Annotated in this window: 17 protein-coding genes and 1 pseudogene; 8 read left to right on the plus strand and 10 right to left on the minus strand. The window is 67.4% G+C overall.

The annotated features are described in order from the left end of the window. Nucleotides 1-325: 325 nt before the first annotated feature. The 3 genes and pseudogenes from rpoD to NS2_RS31260 all read left to right on the plus strand — a co-directional run. Nucleotides 326-1,315: pseudogene (rpoD, locus tag NS2_RS31250) on the plus strand (RNA polymerase sigma factor RpoD); the annotation flags it as partial. A gap of 44 nt (nucleotides 1,316-1,359) precedes the next feature. After that, nucleotides 1,360-1,659, plus strand: a complete 300-nt coding sequence (locus NS2_RS31255; protein WP_143161418.1) for a hypothetical protein — start codon at nucleotides 1,360-1,362, stop codon at nucleotides 1,657-1,659. Between the two features lie 66 nt (nucleotides 1,660-1,725). Continuing rightward, nucleotides 1,726-2,490, plus strand: coding sequence for an ATP-grasp domain-containing protein (locus NS2_RS31260; protein ID WP_052086982.1), 765 nt, complete (start codon nucleotides 1,726-1,728; stop codon nucleotides 2,488-2,490). On the opposite strand, the gene NS2_RS31265 is transcribed toward NS2_RS31260, so the two are convergent. The 3 genes from NS2_RS31265 to NS2_RS38050 form a co-directional block, all read right to left on the minus strand. Beyond that, the gene (locus NS2_RS31265) at nucleotides 2,438-3,583 is read right to left on the minus strand and encodes a serine hydrolase domain-containing protein (protein WP_045439821.1); all 1,146 of its coding nucleotides are present in this window, start codon (nucleotides 3,581-3,583) and stop codon (nucleotides 2,438-2,440) included. The two genes, NS2_RS31260 and NS2_RS31265, sit on opposite strands and share 53 nt — an antisense overlap. Before the next feature lie 7 nt (nucleotides 3,584-3,590). Next, nucleotides 3,591-4,457: a helix-turn-helix domain-containing protein gene (locus NS2_RS31270; RefSeq protein WP_036550410.1), complete on the minus strand. Its 867-nt coding sequence runs from the start codon at nucleotides 4,455-4,457 to the stop codon at nucleotides 3,591-3,593. Between the two features lie 188 nt (nucleotides 4,458-4,645). Beyond that, nucleotides 4,646-4,918, minus strand: a complete 273-nt coding sequence (locus tag NS2_RS38050) for a hypothetical protein (protein ID WP_033090925.1) — start codon at nucleotides 4,916-4,918, stop codon at nucleotides 4,646-4,648. Here NS2_RS38050 and NS2_RS38055 point away from each other — a divergent pair. After that, a complete protein-coding gene (locus NS2_RS38055) occupies nucleotides 4,917-5,120 on the plus strand; it encodes a hypothetical protein (protein WP_033090926.1) in 204 nt (67 codons plus the stop codon). The two genes, NS2_RS38050 and NS2_RS38055, sit on opposite strands and share 2 nt — an antisense overlap. Before the next feature lie 43 nt (nucleotides 5,121-5,163). On the opposite strand, the gene NS2_RS31280 is transcribed toward NS2_RS38055, so the two are convergent. After that, nucleotides 5,164-6,423 carry a glycosyltransferase family 87 protein gene (locus tag NS2_RS31280; protein WP_052086981.1) on the minus strand — a complete coding sequence of 420 codons (1,260 nt, stop codon included), beginning with the start codon at nucleotides 6,421-6,423 and terminating at the stop codon, nucleotides 5,164-5,166. A 61-nt stretch (nucleotides 6,424-6,484) separates the two neighbouring features. Continuing rightward, on the minus strand, nucleotides 6,485-7,759 hold the full coding sequence (locus NS2_RS31285) for a phosphatase PAP2 family protein (RefSeq protein ID WP_045439826.1): 1,275 nt from the start codon (nucleotides 7,757-7,759) through the stop codon (nucleotides 6,485-6,487). A 361-nt stretch (nucleotides 7,760-8,120) separates the two neighbouring features. On the opposite strand from NS2_RS31285, the gene NS2_RS31290 reads away from it, so the two are divergent. The 3 genes from NS2_RS31290 (at nucleotide 8,121) to NS2_RS31300 (ending at nucleotide 11,010) form a co-directional block, all read left to right on the plus strand. Beyond that, nucleotides 8,121-9,920, plus strand: a complete 1,800-nt coding sequence (locus NS2_RS31290; protein WP_197707857.1) for a ribonucleoside triphosphate reductase — start codon at nucleotides 8,121-8,123, stop codon at nucleotides 9,918-9,920. Further along, nucleotides 9,917-10,522 (plus strand): anaerobic ribonucleoside-triphosphate reductase activating protein, encoded by a 606-nt coding sequence (locus tag NS2_RS31295; RefSeq protein WP_033090928.1) that lies wholly within the window; start codon nucleotides 9,917-9,919, stop codon nucleotides 10,520-10,522. Before NS2_RS31290 ends, NS2_RS31295 begins: the two co-directional genes overlap by 4 nt. A gap of 77 nt (nucleotides 10,523-10,599) precedes the next feature. After that, nucleotides 10,600-11,010, plus strand: coding sequence for a hypothetical protein (locus NS2_RS31300; protein WP_033090929.1), 411 nt, complete (start codon nucleotides 10,600-10,602; stop codon nucleotides 11,008-11,010). An 87-nt stretch (nucleotides 11,011-11,097) separates the two neighbouring features. Here NS2_RS31300 and NS2_RS31305 read toward each other — a convergent pair whose 3' ends face one another. From NS2_RS31305 to NS2_RS31315, 3 genes are all read right to left on the minus strand, one after another. Next, nucleotides 11,098-11,394: a hypothetical protein gene (locus NS2_RS31305; protein ID WP_045439829.1), complete on the minus strand. Its 297-nt coding sequence runs from the start codon at nucleotides 11,392-11,394 to the stop codon at nucleotides 11,098-11,100. Between the two features lie 113 nt (nucleotides 11,395-11,507). Further along, on the minus strand, nucleotides 11,508-12,338 hold the full coding sequence (locus NS2_RS31310) for a hypothetical protein (protein ID WP_071344526.1): 831 nt from the start codon (nucleotides 12,336-12,338) through the stop codon (nucleotides 11,508-11,510). Nucleotides 12,339-12,396: 58 nt separating this feature from the next. Further along, nucleotides 12,397-12,990 carry a TetR/AcrR family transcriptional regulator gene (locus tag NS2_RS31315; protein WP_033090937.1) on the minus strand — a complete coding sequence of 198 codons (594 nt, stop codon included), beginning with the start codon at nucleotides 12,988-12,990 and terminating at the stop codon, nucleotides 12,397-12,399. 116 nt (nucleotides 12,991-13,106) lie between these two features. On the opposite strand from NS2_RS31315, the gene NS2_RS31320 reads away from it, so the two are divergent. Next, entirely contained in the window at nucleotides 13,107-14,003 is an 897-nt protein-coding gene (locus tag NS2_RS31320; RefSeq protein ID WP_096490681.1) for an alpha/beta fold hydrolase, read from the plus strand. 7 nt (nucleotides 14,004-14,010) lie between these two features. On the opposite strand, the gene NS2_RS31325 is transcribed toward NS2_RS31320, so the two are convergent. Together NS2_RS31325 and NS2_RS31330 are read right to left on the minus strand one after the other, a co-directional pair. Then, entirely contained in the window at nucleotides 14,011-14,853 is an 843-nt protein-coding gene (locus NS2_RS31325; protein ID WP_033090930.1) for a hypothetical protein, read from the minus strand. Nucleotides 14,854-14,935: 82 nt separating this feature from the next. Then, nucleotides 14,936-15,943 carry a GGDEF domain-containing protein gene (locus NS2_RS31330; protein WP_228102661.1) on the minus strand — a complete coding sequence of 336 codons (1,008 nt, stop codon included), beginning with the start codon at nucleotides 15,941-15,943 and terminating at the stop codon, nucleotides 14,936-14,938. Between the last annotated feature and the right edge of the window lie 157 nt (nucleotides 15,944-16,100).

The following is a 16,100-nucleotide window of genomic DNA, read 5'->3' on the forward strand; positions in this document are numbered from 1 at the left end:
CGAGAACTGTAGTGAGCCGGGTAAATTCTTGGTGAAGCCCGTTCTCGATCGCCAACTATGCCACGGGCGTCTGAGTTCTCTCGCATCGCGCGGTGACGAGGACCGTGCCGGGCGTGGTCTGCGGTATGCCTCGTGCGGTAGTCGCTTGGACTGGTCCGTTTGCCAGTAGGCTGGTCAGTGGTTCCGGTGATTGCCGAACCGCTCGAGGCCTCTCTGCGGTCCAGTTTCTCGAATCGCGATGCCACCCGAATCTCTCGGAGAGGCGAATGTGGCAGAGACCGCAGGCGAAACGAACGACCGAGACTCCACGGCCGCCGTGGCGGAGCACGATGGCGTCTGGGATGAGGAGGAGTCCCCGGCGCTGCGACGGGCGCGCAAGGAGGCCGAGCTCACCGCCGCGGGGGATTCGACCCGTGCGTATCTGAAGCAGATCGGGCGAGTTCCCTTGCTCTCCGCGGCCGAAGAGGTCGATCTCGCGGTCCGCATCGAGGTCGGGTTGTACGCGGCGGAGAAGCTGCGTGCCGAGTCTTGCGATCCCTTGGGTCTCACGGTCGCGCGCCGCCGGGACCTCACCTGGGTCGTGCGCGACGGCATCGCGGCCAAAGATCATCTGCTCGAGGCGAATCTGCGCCTTGTTGTATCGATCGCCAAGCGCTACACCGGACGCGGTATGGCTTTCCTCGACCTGATTCAGGAGGGCAATCTGGGTCTGGTGCGGGCTGTCGAAAAGTTCGACTACAGCAAAGGATTCAAGTTCTCGACCTATGCCACCTGGTGGATCCGTCAGGCGATTTCTCGCGCCATGGCCGACCAGTCCCGCACCATTCGGATACCGGTGCACATGGTGGAGATCATCAACAAGCTCGGACGTGTTGAGCGCGAGCTGTTTCAGCAGCTGGGGCGTGAGGTCACCGTCGACGAGCTTGCCGACGAATTGGAGATTACCCCCGCGCGGGTTCTCGAAATTCGGCAGATCGCACGGGAACCGATCTCATTGGACCAGACCCTCGGTGACGATGGCACGACCCAATTCGGTGATCTCATCGAAGACTCCGAGGCCGTCGAGGCTGTCGAGGCGGTGGCGTTCACCCTGCTGCAGGAGCAGTTGCGGGCAGTGCTCGACACGCTCAGCGAGCGTGAATCCAGCATCATGCGCCTGCGTTACGGCCTGGATGATGGGCGGCCCCGGACCCTCGACGACATCGGGACGATCTACGGTGTCACCCGCGAGCGGATTCGCCAGATCGAGTCGAAGACGATGTCGAAGCTCCGCCACCCATCACGTTCGCAGTTGCTCCATGACTACCTCGAATAGCTGCGGGCGCAGTCGGCCGCGGGCTACCGGCCCTTCTTGCCCTTGTGCTCGAAGCCCTCGATTCCGGGTTGCGAGTCTGCCGATTTGGCCTTCTTCTCCGCTCGTTTCGCCTTCAGGGATTTGCCGCGTGGAAACGCGAACTCAATCCGGACACGCCGGTGTCGGCCGAGCTCGAACAGCATCTGCGCACCGTCGCCGAACTTTATATCCGGATCGCGATGTCGCTGCTGCTGACACCGCGGACCGCAATCGCGCTCGACGGCACCGAGCAGGCACGTACTTTCGCGCGCCGCTACCTGGCGCCCATGCTCACGGCGGAAAACCGCACACCGCAGGACAATTGACCAGCCGCCCGCCGCACCGACCGAACATGGTCAGCCGAACCGACCGGCGGCATGATGGACTGCATCATGATCTCTACGGCATTCCTCCACTACTGCGGCAAGGGGCCGATGCGGCACGAGGACAGTCTGTTGGCGGCGGGGTTGGGGCGGCGGGGGATAGCCGTGCGGTACTACACGATCAAGCGGATTCATCGGCGGCAGCTGCCGTTGGGGCGGGATACGTTCATCGCGGGGGATATGGATGCCATGCATGGGGCCATGCGGCAGTTGGGGATTCCGGTGCCCGCACCCGATGATTATCCCGCCGCGCTCGGAGAGTTTCTGCGGCGGCGGGTGTGGACCTCGACACTGGGCGAGGTCGAGAGGGCACTCGAAAGCGGTTCCACACCAACGACATTCGTGAAACCCGCCGATCGGCGCAAAGGGTTCACGGGCGTCGTGTGCTATTCGGAGCGGGATGTCGCAATGCTGGGCAATGTCAGTCGGCGGCAACGGGTTCGATGCTCCGAGGTAGTGCGGTGGGTTTCGGAATATCGGGTCTACGTGGTCGATCGGAGGGTGGTATCGGTCGGTCATTACGACGGAGATCCGACGGTTCCGCTGGATTTCGGGGTGGTGGAGGCGGCGGTGGACGCCTACCGGCGGTCCGGGCAGGCACCGAGCGCGTACGGCATCGATTTCGGGGTGCTGAGCACCGGGGAGACGGCGCTGGTGGAGGCCAACGACGGGTACGCGCTCGGTGCGTACGGTATTGACGCCGACAGCTATACCGAGTTGCTCATGCGTCGGTGGGATGAGCTGCTCGGGTCGGCGCGAGCGCCAGGAGGATGAAGGATTGCAGGGCGCTGTCGATGGGGTGGGGCTGGGGCTTGCCCGTGGGGTCCAGGCGGTTCCAGCGCTGTAGGTTCACCGCGAGGGAGAGCTGGCGGTTGCCGTCGGCGCTGGTCATGGCGATCGCGCCGCCGCCCCAGACCGAACCCTGCTGGCCCCAATAGGTTCCGTGACCGGGGAGTTCCAGTTTCTCCAGGCCCAGGCCGTAGTCGATGATCTTGCCTTCGAAGGAGACGACCGGGACCGTCCGCTGCATCTGTGCCAGCGCCGCCGGGCTGATGATCTCACCGGCCACGAGCAGGCCGAAGTAGCGGTTCAGGTCAGCGGTGGTCGAGATCAGCGAGGCCGCCGGTCCCACCCAGGACATGTCGTAGACGCTGTAGTCGCGGGGCGGGTCGATCATGCCGAACCACGACTCGTAGTGCAGCGAGTGCGGGCCGTCGAGGTGCGGTCCGGCCGGGAATTCGGTGTCGCGCAGCCCGGCCCGTTCGATGATGTCGTGGGTGATGTACTGCTCCGCCGAGGTGCCGGTGACCCGCTCCAGCAGCTGGGACAGGAGAAGGTAATTGGTGTTCGAGTACACCCCGGGTGTGCCACCCGGGGTGCCGGTGGCGGGCGCGGAGACGCCCAATTCGATCAGCTCGGTCGGTTGAAATCTGGTGAACCGGTTGTCATCCAGGCTCTGCGGTGTCGTCTTCGCGATCACCGGGAAGGCCGCGAGTGACGGGAAGGCGCGCGGGAAGTACTCGGCGAGGCCGCTGGTGTGGTTGATCAGCATGCGGACCGTGATCGCCGAACCCCGTTCGCCGGGAACCGGCCGGGGCAGGTAGTGGCCGATCGGCGTGTCGAGTTCTATTGTGCCGGTGTCGACTTGGCGCAGCACCGCGGCCGCGGTGAACGATTTGGTCAGGCTGCCGACGCGGTGCCGCATATCCGGGGTGACGGGGCGGCCGGTGGCGATGTCGGCGACTCCGGCCGCGCCGCACCAGATTTGGTCGTGGTCGCGGACCTCGGCGAACAGCCCGGGGATGCCCGCGGCATGGACGGCCTCCAGCGCGTTCTGCAATTCGGTGGTGTCGAGTGTGTCGGTCATGGGCCAACTATCGGCCGACGGGTGCCCCGCCGTATTGGAAGTTTTTTCCCCAGGCCCGGTACCGGTGCCGCGCGATGGTCGGCAGATATTGCGTCGTCAACGAGCTCGGCGTGCGGTCGGCGAATATCGATACGTCCCGGCACAGGTGGGCTTGGTCGGCGTATCCGCAGTCCGCGGCGACCTCGCCCGCCGCCCGGCCCGCCAGCAGCCCGTCGATCGCGGACCGGAATCGGACCAGCATCGCCACTCGTTTCGGCGTCAGCCCGATCTGCGACTCGAACCGGCCCCACAACCGCTTGTGACTCCAGCCGACGGATTCGGCGAGCCCCCCGATCCGCACCTGCCCGCGCGCGGCGAGTATCCGGTGCCAGGCTTCGGTGACCTCGGGGTCGGGCCCCCGCGCCGACCTGTCGCATTGCGCCAGCAGCGATTCGGTCAGTGCGAAGCGTTCGCCCCAGTCCGTTGTGGACGCGAGTTGCTCCCGTAGCCGCTGTGCGCGCCGCCCCCACAACTCCTCCAGCGAGACCGCGCTCCACCCCAAATCGGTTGGGGCGATGCCCAACAGCGAATACGCGCGCAGCGGCGACATCCGCACCTCGATGCACTCGGCGCGCTCGGCGCGAATGCGCATGGCCGCCAATGGAAGCCCGGCGACGAACCCGCCGAGTGTCCGCCGTCCCGCCGCATCGTCGACGACCAGGCCGCGATCGCCGAATTCGATCAGCACAGTGATCGCCGCCGTCCCCGCGACTCGAAGATCCAACCCGGAGCCGCTCGTACTGCCATAGCCGATCATCGAAGCCCCGAGGGTCGTGGCCGGACCCGCGAAATCCCAACTCGCATCGGGCTCCCGATGGAAGTTCGCCGCCACCATCCGTCCAGGCTACGGAATCCCGACGGCCGGGTCACCGGGCCCCCGATCCATCAACCGATAGCCCAACCGATCCACCCGTCCCGCACAACACCGATACTGGTGCGTCGCCGCGCAAGCCGCGGCACCTGTCATATTCATCCGAGGACCGGCCTCGTGCCGGACCGCCTTGCTGGGGGTTTCGTGCGCAATCATCTTCCGACGGTTTCGAATTCGCGTCGGCTCGTCGTCCTGGTCGGTCTGACCTGCGCCCTGGCCGGATGCGGCACCGCGAACAACACCGCGCACCCGACCACCACATCGGCGAAGACCACGTCGTCGGCCGCGGTGGCCACGACGACACCGGCGGCGGTGCCGTCGACTTCCGTGTCGCCGATACCGCCGGCGATCACTGCCGCGCCGACCGCAACCACCACCGCGCCCGCCGCCGAGGCCGCGGCGATCATGCCGTCGGTGGTCTGCATGAATCTGCAAGACGCCCAGAACAAGATCCATGAGGCAGGCGTCTTCTACTCCCGCTCGAAGGACGCCACCGGCAAGGGCCGCCACCAGGTCATCGACCGCAACTGGCTCGTCGTAGCCCAGAACCTGGCTCCGGGAACACCTTTCGGTGAGGGCGACGCCATTCTGTCGGTGGTGAAATACGGCGAACCGAACAACTGCTGACGCATCCATCGCCGGATGAGCGACGTGATCGCCCGGCCGGGGGTCAGTGGGGGCGGGGGCGGAGCCGCGGCAGCCGGGTCAGGGCGAAGGTGAGCAGGGTGATGGTGGCGATGGGGTAGACGTCGCCGGGGACGTGTTGCCACCAGGACCAGTGGAGTTCGCGGTGGCCGCCGTTGGGGACCAGGCCGGGGCCGATGAGGAAGAGCGTGGCGAAGACGGCGATGGTGGCGTAGGGGGTGCGGCTGGGGGTGGTGGTGGTCCAGGCGGCGGCGGTCACCAGGGCGGGGACTGCCCAGACCCAGTGGTGGGTCCAGGAGACCGGGGAGATCAGCAGGAGGACTGCGGCGTTCACCAGCAGGGCGATGACCGAGAGGATGGTGATGGGCGGGGTTGCCGCGTTTGCTCGTTCGATGGTGAAGAGGTGGTGCATGAGGGCCGCGCCCGCGCAGACGACGGCCAGGCCGACGCCCAGCCAGAGAATCGTGGCGGTGGTGTGGGACGGGCCGAGGCGGTACATCATGCCCTTGAGGGACTGGTTGCCGACGTAGTCGGGGGAGCCGATGCGGTTGGTGTCGACGATGGCGTGCAGCCAGTAGTCGCGGGATTCCTGTGGGAACAGCAGGAATCCGGCTCCCACGATGCCGAAGGCGGTGGCGGTGGCGGTGCCCGCGGCCTTCCAGTCGCGGCGGATCAGCAAGTACAGGACGAAGGCGGCGGGGGTCAGCTTGGTCACCGCGGCCACGCCGATGAGCACGCCGCGCGGCCAGCGCGGCTTCTCGGTCAGGCAGTCCAGGGCGACCGCGGCCATCAGGACCAGGTTGATCTGGCCGAACCACAGCGTGGTGCGGACCGGTTCGATCGCCACGGCCACCACGACCGCCGCCACGCTCAGGGTGATCTTGGTGCGCGGGTCCAGGTCCGGCCGCACCCGGGACAGCACCAGCCAGGTCGTCACCCCCAGACAGGCCAGTGAGCTTGCCGTGACCAGGAATTCGGCCAGCCACAGCGGCATGATCGCCAGCGGGATCATCAGGACCGCCGCCGATGGGGGATAGGTGAACGGCAGATCCGTGTGCCCGGCCACTGGCAGGGTCGGGCCGTAGAGGGTGCCGTGCTCGAGCCAGCCGCGGGTGTCGACGCGGTAGACCTGTAGGTCGAGGAACCCGTGCAGGGCGGAGAAGAGGACCGTGATCGCCAGCGCGAGCAGCAGCCCGATCAAGATCGGAATGCGGGGCAGGCCACCGCGGCCGTCCGCCTTCAGATTGCGCAGCAAGTTGCGTTGCCCCGCCCGCGTCGTGATCATCAGGGAGACACTAACCCTTTCGGCTTTCGCGCAAGTTGTCCGGATTGTATTGGGAGACTGGCTAATCTGCGGCGAATCCATCGGGTGCCACCCGGCCGCCCCACCGCGCCACCCTGGAATCCGGGCGCGCGAACCAGGTCGCATAGAAGGTGAAGGTCACCGCGGCGAGCGCGCCCAGCACCAGGACTCCGGCGGGCAGCGGATGCTCGGCCATGGTCTCGGCCAGGAAGCGATAGGACAGCAACAATCCGGCCAGCACTGCGGCGCCCAGCGACACAATGCGGGCCCGGTACGGATCCCAGCCGCGCTCGGGATCGCGCAGGGCCGACTCGACCGTCAGGCACAGCACCACCCCGGCCACCAGATCACTGCCGTAGTGATAGCCGAAACCCAGCGTCGCGAGCAGCGTGCACACCAGCCAGAAGGCCCCGGCCCAGCGCAGCCGGCGCGGGCCGCCGCGCGAGTGGACGAACAGCGCCGTCGCCCACGCGGTATGCATCGACGGCATGCAGTTGCGGGCGGTCACCGAGTCGAACAGCATCGGCTGGGGATCGGCGGCGAAGGTGGGCCAGAGCTGCGGCCAGTCACCGATTTCCAGCCCGTGACCCAGCGCGCCGTAGGCGAAGACCGGGCCGACCACGGGGAACAGCACATACCCGATCGGCCCGATGACACCGAGCACCAGAAAGGTCCGCACCAGGTGATGGCGCGGCCAGCCGCTCGTGGTCACCTTGCGCAACTGCCACACCGCGACGACCACCGCCGCCACCGGCAACTGGATGTAGACGACGTGCAGAATCTGCGACGGCACCGAACCCAGCGTGTCGAGCAGTCGCCCCACCAGCCATGACGGTTCGCCCAGCGCGCGGTCGGCGAGCATGACGTACCGATCGAGCACCCGCGGTCCCGCGATAATGCTGACCAGCAGCCAGGTATCGGCGAGCTTGGACGCCATGACGAGCAACACGCCGAAGGCGATGGCCTGCAATGCCGTTCGCCGGCGCTCGCCTTCCCATCGCAGCACCGTCACCGCCAGCGCGGTCAGCGCCAGGGTCGGCCCGGTTCCGATCGACACGTGCCAGCCGCAGGCGACCTGCAAGGCCAGTGTCAGCAGATCCAGCACCCCCGCGGCAATCAGGCTGATCGCCCGGACCCGCGCGGGCACCCCGATACACGCGAGCCCCAGTCCCGCCCACGACACGGCCGCGGACTGCGGATTGGCGAAGTAGTCGTCGACCAGGCTGCGCAGCGGTCCGAGCGTCTCGTGCATGGAGGCCCAGACCTGCGCGGCGGCCAGCAACACCACCGCCACGGCCAGGGCGGCGGTCGGGAGCATTCGCGAACGCACCCGCTCGTCGGCCACCGACGAGCCGGAGACGTTCACCTCGGGGTTGACCAGCACTGTAAATCGATAACACAGTGCAAACGGAGGCACAACATCCGGTTACCGATTGGGTGTGATCGTCTGCACGGAAGGTTAGATTCAGAGCCGATCGCTATCGAATCCGGGGCGGTGGCGGTGGTGGTCGATCGGGGTCTCGAGCACTGCATCACATCGTGTCCGCACCGAATAACGACCGGGATCCGCCGCCGCTACCCGTCGCCGCTGGTCCCACTCTCGCGTGAAAGTTGCGGATGGCTGTCCAGGGACAAATGTCCCACAAGATATAGTGTGTCGGAACGTTTTTCGGCACAATATGATGTTTGCTGTGAGCGCTGTTGATGCTGTCGATTCCGTGACCGAGTACCTCGAACGTCGTGACTGGCGGGTCAATGCCAATGCCAATCAGGGCTTTTCGCTGGGCGGGCTGATCCTCAACGCGGCGGGCAAGATCACCGCCAACTATTGGCTGGACCGCGTGTATCCCGAGGCCGTCGGCCGCGCGCACCGCACGGGGGACATCCACATCCACGACCTGGACATGCTGTCGGGCTACTGCGCGGGCTGGTCGCTGCGCAGCCTGCTCACCGAGGGCTTCAACGGGGTCCCCGGTCAGATCGCCTCGGCTCCGCCGCAACACTTCTCGGCCGCCTGCGGGCAGGTGGTGAATTTCCTGGGCACCCTGCAGAACGAGTGGGCGGGCGCCCAGGCGTTCAGCTCGTTCGACACCTACATGGCCCCGTTCGTCCGCAAGGACCACCTGACCTACCGCGAAGTCCGCCAGGGCATGCAGGAACTCATCCACAACCTGAACGTGCCCTCGCGGTGGGGCACCCAGACCCCGTTCACCAACCTCACCTTCGACTGGACCTGCCCGGCGGACCTGCGCGATCAGACCCCGGTGATCGGCGGCGTCGCCATGGAATTCCGCTACGGCGACCTGCAGGCCGAGATGGATCTCATCAACCGCGCCTACATCGAGGTGATGACCGCGGGTGACGCCGACGGCCGCGTCTTCACCTTCCCCATCCCGACCTACAACATCACCCGCGACTTCGACTGGGACGGCGACAACGCCCTGCGCCTGTTCGCCATGACCGCCAAGTACGGGCTGCCCTACTTCCAGAATTTCCTGAACTCCGATCGCGAACCGCACCACATCCGCTCCATGTGCTGCCGACTGCAACTGGACCTGACCGAACTCCTCGCGCGCGGCAACGGCCTGTTCGGCAGCGCGGAACAGACCGGGTCGGTGGGCGTGGTCACGGTGAACTGCGCGCGGCTCGGATTCCGTTGCGCCGGAGACGAGAACGCGCTCTTCGCCGAGCTGGACTCGCTGCTGGAGCTGGGCTGCGAGAGCCTCGAGATCAAGCGCGAGACCGTACAGCGGCTGATGGACGACGGGCTCTTCCCGTACACCCGAAGGTATCTGGGCACGCTGGACAATCACTTCTCGACCATCGGCGTGAACGGCGTCAACGAGATGATCCGCAATTTCTCCCGCGGGGCAATCGATATCACCGCGCCCGAGGGGCATGCCATGGCGGTGCGACTGCTCGATCACGTGCGGGCGCGGATGGTGGAATTCCAGCAGCGCACCGGGCATCTGTTCAATCTGGAGGCGACGCCCGCGGAGGGCGCGACCTATCGGTTCGCCAAGGAGGACCGCGCGCGCTTCCCCGGAATCCGCCAGGCCGGAACGGAATCCAATCCGTACTACACGAATTCGACGCAGCTGCCGGTCGGCTGGACCGACGACCCGTTCGAGGCGCTGGAACGCCAGGACGAGTTGCAGACCAAGTACACCGGCGGCACGGTGCTGCACCTGTACATGTCCGAGCGCATCACGACCGCCGAAGCGTGCCGCACCCTCGTCCGCCGTGCACTGGAACGCTTCTCACTGCCCTACCTGACGGTGACCCCGACGTTCTCCATCTGCCCGGCGCACGGCTATCTCGCCGGAGAACAATCCTCCTGCCCCACCTGCGGTTCCGAATGCGAGGTGTGGACCCGGGTGATGGGCTATCACCGGCCGGTGTCCTCGTTCAATATCGGCAAGCGCGGCGAACATGCCGAACGGGTGCCCTTCCGCGAACCGGCCGGGGTGCCCGCGTGATCCGGCTCGGCGGCTGGTCCCGCCTGTCCACCTGCGACTGGCCCGGCAAGCTGGTCACCACGGTCTTCACCCAGGGTTGCCCGTGGCGCTGCGGCTACTGCCACAATCCGGAACTGCTCTCGCCGCGGACCCTGCCCGTCGTGGACTGGAACTCGGTGCGGCTGCACCTGTTCCGCCGCCGCGGGCTGCTCGACGGCGTGGTGTTCTCCGGCGGCGAGCCGCTGCTACAGACCGGCCTGGTCGAGGCGCTGCGCGAGGTGCGGGCCATGGGTTACGCGACCGGCCTGCACACCGCCGGCTCCTACCCGCGGCGCTTCGAGCAGCTGCTGTCGGCGGACCTGCTCGACTGGGTCGGCTTCGACGTGAAGGCCCCGCCCGCCCGCTACGACGACATCACCGCCACCCCCGGCAGCATCCGCCCCGCCGCCCGCAGCCTGCGCGCCCTGCTCGATTCCGGTGTCCCGCACCAACTCCGCACCACCATCGACCCCGACCAGCTCGGCCCCCGCGACCTCGCCGACCTGGACCATTGGCTCCGCGACCTGGGCGCCGAACCGACCGTGCGCCAACCGATCCGACGCCTGTCCACCTCCGGCCGTTAACGTTCGTCGGACCGGTGTGCGATCTTGATGCGGCGGGGGCGCGTGGTCCTCCGCGTCAGGTTCGACAGGAAGTACACATGCGCAAGTACATCACCGCAGCCGTTCTCGCCGTGGCCGTCGCGGGTGGCGGCATCGCCACCACCGCCGTCGCCCAGCCGGTCGTCTCCATCCAGAAGCAGTCCCCCGCAACGGAGGCCGCCCTCAAGGAGATCCTCGCCGACTACACCCACCACATCGGCGAGACGGTGACCTTCTACGGCAAGATGTACAACGTCACCGGCGACAGCCGCGCGGCCTTCGCCACCGCCGCCCCCACCGAGTACTACGCCCTCGACGGCACCTCCATCGAACTCACCGGCCCCGGCACCGCCACCCTCACCGAAGGCGACTTCTTCACCGCCACAGCCACCATCACCGGCAACGAAACCCTCGGCGACCCCGAACTCCGAGTCACCTCGATCACCGTCACGGGCCACGACAACTCCTGACCCCTGACGGCAATCAAGATCAGGGAGCTCTCACCGCGGACTTTCGTCCGCTTTCCCTCGATGAGAGCTCCCTGATCTTGTCACCGGTCATTCGTCGTGCTCGGCGAGCAAGTCGATCGCGTCGGAGTTGCCGGCCGCGGCGAGTCGGCGCAGCTCATCGAGGTCGTCCTGCTCGTCTGCGAGTTGGACGAGCTCGTCGATCGCGTCCTTGCTCCCCTCGGCGGCCAGTCGTCGCAGCTCATTCTTGTCGCCGCGTTCAGCGGCCAGTTGGACCAGTTCGTCGAGCGCGTCTCCGCTACCGGCGGTCGCAAGGCGCCGCAGTTCGTCCAGGTCTCCACGTTCGACTGCTGGTTCGACCAGTCTGGAAAGATCGGAATCAGCCATGGCACGGACCATAGCGCTCGGTCGATCGCGTTGCTCCGACACCACGAACACGGGAGTCGGCCGGTGTCGGCCTCGCGACGAGTTGTGCGCCACGACGGCCGCTGTCGAGCCGCTCATCGTCGGCGGGTCCAGAGTTGGGCTCGGTCGGTGAGGTTCCACCAGGAGACGTAGCGGGGGTCTTCGGAAGTCAAGTGCCAGTGGTGGTCGAGGGCTTCGAAGAAGGGGGTGTCGGCGGTTTTGCCGCCGGGGGGTTCGCCGATGTAGAGGAGGTGGGTGCCGCCTGCTCGGGTGTAGGCGGTGAGGGCTGTGGAGGCCATGCTGTTGCCCCAGCCGGGGGGCCAGCACAGGAGGAGGGTGTGATCGTGTCGGCCTGCTTTGCGGGCGGCGGTGGGGTCGGCGCTGACCGGGTGCCAGAGGGGGCGTTGGCCGGGAGTGGCGGGGAAGGCCGGGTTTTCGGTGATGTCGGGGGGCTCGGAGTCGTAGGCGTGCACCGTCAGTCCGGCGCGGGTGAGCTGGGCTGCCCAATAGCCGCGTCCGGCACCGATTTCCGTGACCGGTCCGCCGTCGCAGACGTCGGCTATCCAAGCGGCCGTTTCGGGGGACGGGATGGCGTAGGCGTAGGTGGATTGCAGGATCGTCTGGGCGAAGGCGAGTCTGGCGCTTCCGGTTACGCGTTTGCCGTTGACGACGCGACGGCGGGCGGTCTCGGACACGGCGGGCTCGACGATGTCCCAGTACGGATTCTCCGACGCGCCGCCCGTCAAGTAGTGGACGAGTCTCAGGTCGAAGGTGGCGTCGGCGCGTTCGTCACCGGTGCCGGGTAGGCGGGAGGCGGTGTCGAGATACTCGGCCACCCTGGGGTATTCGGCGTGCAGGCGCGGTTCGTCGGCGAGCAGGGCGGACAGCTCGGTTCGGCGTTGCGGCGTGAGCACCAGGTCCGTCACCCGATCGATTGTGGGGCCGGGGCTCGATTTCGGTACCCGTGTCGCCGAATTCCGTTGTCTAGACTCGTAGACCGTTCACCAAGGCCAGTACCGGGGGTTCGGTTCGGGCGCGGGCGGTTTCGGGGTCGTCGGAGTTGGCGATGAACATGGCGGCCTCGCCCAGGGCCGACAGGATCATCAGGGCCAGGGGGCGGATATCGAGGTCGGCGCGCAGGACGCCCGCCTGGATACCGGATTCGAGACCGGCAACCACCAGGCCCAGGCCGTACTTCTCGTCGACCTCGCGCCACTCCTGCCAGCCCAGCACGGACGGCGCGTCGATGAGGGCGATGCGGACCCTTTCGGTGTCGACGCAGGAGAGCAGGAAGTTGTGCAGGCCCGCCTCCAGGACCGCCATCGGGTCGGTGGGCGGGGCCTCGGCCATGGTTTCGGCGACCTGCTGCAGGATCTCCTGCTGAACCTGCTCGTAGACCGCCCGGAACAGATCCTTCTTGTCCTTGAACTGGTGGTACAGCGCGCCGCGGGAGCTGCCGGCGCGCTCCACGATCTCGGGGGTGCCGACCGCCGCGTAGCCGCGTTCGGCGAACAGTTCGCGTGCGGCGGCGATCAAGGTCGCGCGGGTCGACTCGGATCGTTCGGCTTGCCTGATCATCTGCACCTTTCCGGGCTCGGTGGGTGGATCGTAGCGCGGAGCCATTGAAAACAGGCAGCCTGTTTGTTAGTTTGGAATCCTCTTCACCGTCTCTGCTCCACGAGGGAGTCATCCAGATGACGAACACCATCAGCCCCGAATCCCGCGCGGCCTTCCGCGATCCCGTCCTCGGCGCCCGGCGCGAACTCGCCCTGCCGCAAGGAACCCTGACCGTATTCGACAGCGGCAGTGGCGATCCCATCGTCTTCGTGCACGGACTGCTTGCCAACGCCAACCTGTGGCGCAAGGTCATCGCGCCACTGTCGGTCGAATTCCGCTGCATTGCAATCGATTTGCCGATGGGCTCGCACACCACCGCCATGCCCGACGCCGATCTGACCCCGCCGGGCCTGGCCCAGCTGGTCATCGCCGCCATCGAGGAACTCGACCTGGGACCGGTCACCTTGGTGGGCAACGATTCCGGCGGTGCGGTCAGCCAGCTGGTCGTCGCCGGCCGGCCGGACCTCGTCGCCCGCCTGGTGCTGACCTCGTGCGACGCCTACGAGAACTTCCCGCCCCCGTTCTTCAACTACGTCGGCCTGGCCGCCCGCACTCCCGGGGCGCTCACCGTCCTCGCGCTGAGCCTGCGCATCCGCGCGACCCGCCGCCTGCCCATCGCCTACGGCTGGCTGGCGCGCGGTCCGATCGAGCCCGCGGTCAGCGACTCCTACGCGCTGCCGGTCAATGCGAAACCGATTCGCGAGGACGTGCGTCGCGTCATCACCGGTATCGACAGCCGGTACACCTTGTCCGCCGCAAAGACTTTCGGCGAGTTCAAACAGCCTGTGCTACTGGCGTTCTCGGCGGGCGACCGCTTCTTCCCGGCGCGCTACGCCGAGCGCCTGGCCGCCGATTTCGCCGATGCCCGCATCGAGTTGATCCACGACTCGCGCACCTTCTCGCCCGAAGATCAACCCGCGCAACTGGTCAGCGCTATTCGGGCCTTCCTGGAGTCGACTCGCGACCAGCGCTGAGCGGACCTCAGAAGTCGCCGTCGAACCCGTCGAAGCCACCGAAATCGCCGTAGTCACCGAAGTCCTGGCCGCCGAGGTCGGCACCGGGATCGATGCCGCCCTGGTCGTAGCCGCCTTGGTCGTAGCCGGGGTCGTAACCGCCCTGGTCGTTGCCGCCGCCGTCATATCCGCCGTCGGCGGCGTCCAAGCCCGCCTGATAGCCGTCGCCGTAACCGTTTTCGAAGGCGGTCGTGTCGTAGCCGATGCCCGACATCCCGCTGAACAGCGCGTTGAACAGCACGGCGGAGCCGACACCCCAGGCACCGGCGACCAGGGCGGTCTTCCACCAGGGTTCGGAGTACCAACCGGCCGGAACGGGACGGCCCGCGACGCGGCCACCCGGGTAGTAGTTCGGGGTGGCCGCCGAGGGGGTCGGCGAGGCTTCGACGCGACGGCCGTCGAAATCGATGGCACGGTCCTCGGTCACGCGGCCCGCGCTGCGCTGCCCGTCGAGTTCGGGAACGGCCGGACCGGGATCCATGCCCATCGCGGTGCGCGCGGCGCTCACGTAGTAAAGCCCTTCGAGCGCGGTCTCTTTCGCCAGCCGGGCCTGGGCCGGGGTGCTGGCCTGTTCGATCTGCGACCCGGCGGCATTGAAGCGCTCGCCCGCATCGGCCAGCGCCTGCTTGGACGCGGCGTCGGTCCCATCGAGGTTGTAGACCTGCCCGCCGAGCCGCTCGATGACCCGGCGCGCGTCGGCCTTCGCATCCTCGAGCTGGGTGTTCGACCGCGAACGCTGAGCACGATTGACCGCGACCACGGCCAGCAGGACGACCACCATGACAATGAGCAGAACGACGACCGTAGCCATGCGACCAGCCTACGCAGCAAAATTCGCCGTACAGTTGCTACGTGCTGTGAGGTGACCGATAACCCGGCCCCGGCGGTATGGCCTACCCGGCCACCGCGGCGAAGTGAGCCTCGCGGCGGCCTGGATCAACCTCCTCTTCGTCCAGCTCCGACACCGCGAACTGGCGTTTGCCCGCGGTTTTCGCCGAATACATGGCCCGGTCGGCGCTGCGCAGCAGATCCGAGAAGTCGCACTCGCGGGCGGGCGGGCAGAACGCGGTGCCGACACTCGCCGACGCCGGGACCGGACCCGATGCCGTCGGCACCGGCTCGCACAGCGCGGACAGCACCCGCATGGCCAGCTCACCGAGGGTATTGCGGCGGGCGGGCGTGGCGACCACGAACTCGTCGCCGCCGTAGCGCGCGATCACCGCCTCGGCCGGGCAGGTCGAGCGCAGCCGCTGGGCAATGGTGACCAGCACCTCGTCGCCGACCGTGTGGCCGAAGGTGTCATTGATCTGCTTGAAGTCGTCGAGGTCGATGAGCAGTAGGCCGACGCCGCGCGCCGGATCGGTGCCCATCACCCGCACCCGCTCCTGCAGCAGCGAGCGATTGGCCAGATCGGTCAATGCGTCGTGGGTGGCCTCGTGCCGCAGCCGCGTCTGCAGCGCGGCGATCTCCTGCACCCGCACCGACACCGCCTCCGACAGGCTGCGCTCCTGCTGCACCAGGGCACGCTGCTGCAGCGCCTCGGCGTAGGCGTCGATGGCCTGGCTGGCGATGAACGACCAGCGAGTGGCGATCAGCGAACCGCGCAGGCCCGGCGACAGGCCGAGCAGCGCGCGGCTGGCCGGGGCCAGCATGCGGGTGCGGTCGAACGGAGACTCGGCCAGGCTGCGGCCGATGCGGCGGGCATCGCGCACCGGAAACGGTTCGGACCCGGCCAATGCGAGTAATTCGTCGATGACCCGGCCGAAGATGCGCTCGAGCTCGTCGGAGGGAACGGCGGGCGAGTGCCCCGGCGCGGTCGCGCCCGGGTGCACGGCCCGCACCCATTCCCGGATGGTGACCGCCACGATGGCGGAGGTACGCATGTCGAGACGGATGGGCATGCGCGCTCACCCTGCGTACGTAATGCCAGGGCCGGCGGCCGTGCCGGTCACGCCCTTCGGGTCGAACTCACTAACTCGCGGTCGGCCACACCAGTGGTGCATGCTCACCGCCCCCTTTCCAGATACCCCCGTCCGGACAAAAAGGATCCTAGTGTCC

It is taken from the genome of Nocardia seriolae NBRC 15557 (genome assembly GCF_007990715.1).
Lineage (GTDB): Bacteria > Actinomycetota > Actinomycetes > Mycobacteriales > Mycobacteriaceae > Nocardia > Nocardia seriolae.

What these genes read in the sequence shown, in the direction of transcription:
- NS2_RS31260 (WP_052086982.1), top strand. Translation starts at nt 1,726, where the DNA reads ATGATCTCTACGGCATTCCTCCACTACTGCGGCAAGGGGCCGATGCGG.
- NS2_RS31265 (WP_045439821.1), bottom strand. Translation starts at nt 3,583, where the DNA reads ATGACCGACACACTCGACACCACCGAATTGCAGAACGCGCTGGAGGCC.
- NS2_RS31270 (WP_036550410.1), bottom strand. Translation starts at nt 4,457, where the DNA reads ATGGTGGCGGCGAACTTCCATCGGGAGCCCGATGCGAGTTGGGATTTC.
- NS2_RS38055 (WP_033090926.1), top strand. Translation starts at nt 4,917, where the DNA reads ATGAATCTGCAAGACGCCCAGAACAAGATCCATGAGGCAGGCGTCTTC.
- NS2_RS38050 (WP_033090925.1), bottom strand. Translation starts at nt 4,918, where the DNA reads ATGCAGACCACCGACGGCATGATCGCCGCGGCCTCGGCGGCGGGCGCG.
- NS2_RS31280 (WP_052086981.1), bottom strand. Translation starts at nt 6,423, where the DNA reads ATGATCACGACGCGGGCGGGGCAACGCAACTTGCTGCGCAATCTGAAG.
- NS2_RS31285 (WP_045439826.1), bottom strand. Translation starts at nt 7,759, where the DNA reads ATGCTCCCGACCGCCGCCCTGGCCGTGGCGGTGGTGTTGCTGGCCGCC.
- NS2_RS31290 (WP_197707857.1), top strand. Translation starts at nt 8,121, where the DNA reads ATGATGTTTGCTGTGAGCGCTGTTGATGCTGTCGATTCCGTGACCGAG.
- NS2_RS31300 (WP_033090929.1), top strand. Translation starts at nt 10,600, where the DNA reads ATGCGCAAGTACATCACCGCAGCCGTTCTCGCCGTGGCCGTCGCGGGT.
- NS2_RS31305 (WP_045439829.1), bottom strand. Translation starts at nt 11,394, where the DNA reads ATGGCTGATTCCGATCTTTCCAGACTGGTCGAACCAGCAGTCGAACGT.
- NS2_RS31315 (WP_033090937.1), bottom strand. Translation starts at nt 12,990, where the DNA reads ATGATCAGGCAAGCCGAACGATCCGAGTCGACCCGCGCGACCTTGATC.
- NS2_RS31320 (WP_096490681.1), top strand. Translation starts at nt 13,107, where the DNA reads ATGACGAACACCATCAGCCCCGAATCCCGCGCGGCCTTCCGCGATCCC.
- NS2_RS31325 (WP_033090930.1), bottom strand. Translation starts at nt 14,853, where the DNA reads ATGGCTACGGTCGTCGTTCTGCTCATTGTCATGGTGGTCGTCCTGCTG.
- NS2_RS31330 (WP_228102661.1), bottom strand. Translation starts at nt 15,943, where the DNA reads ATGCCCATCCGTCTCGACATGCGTACCTCCGCCATCGTGGCGGTCACC.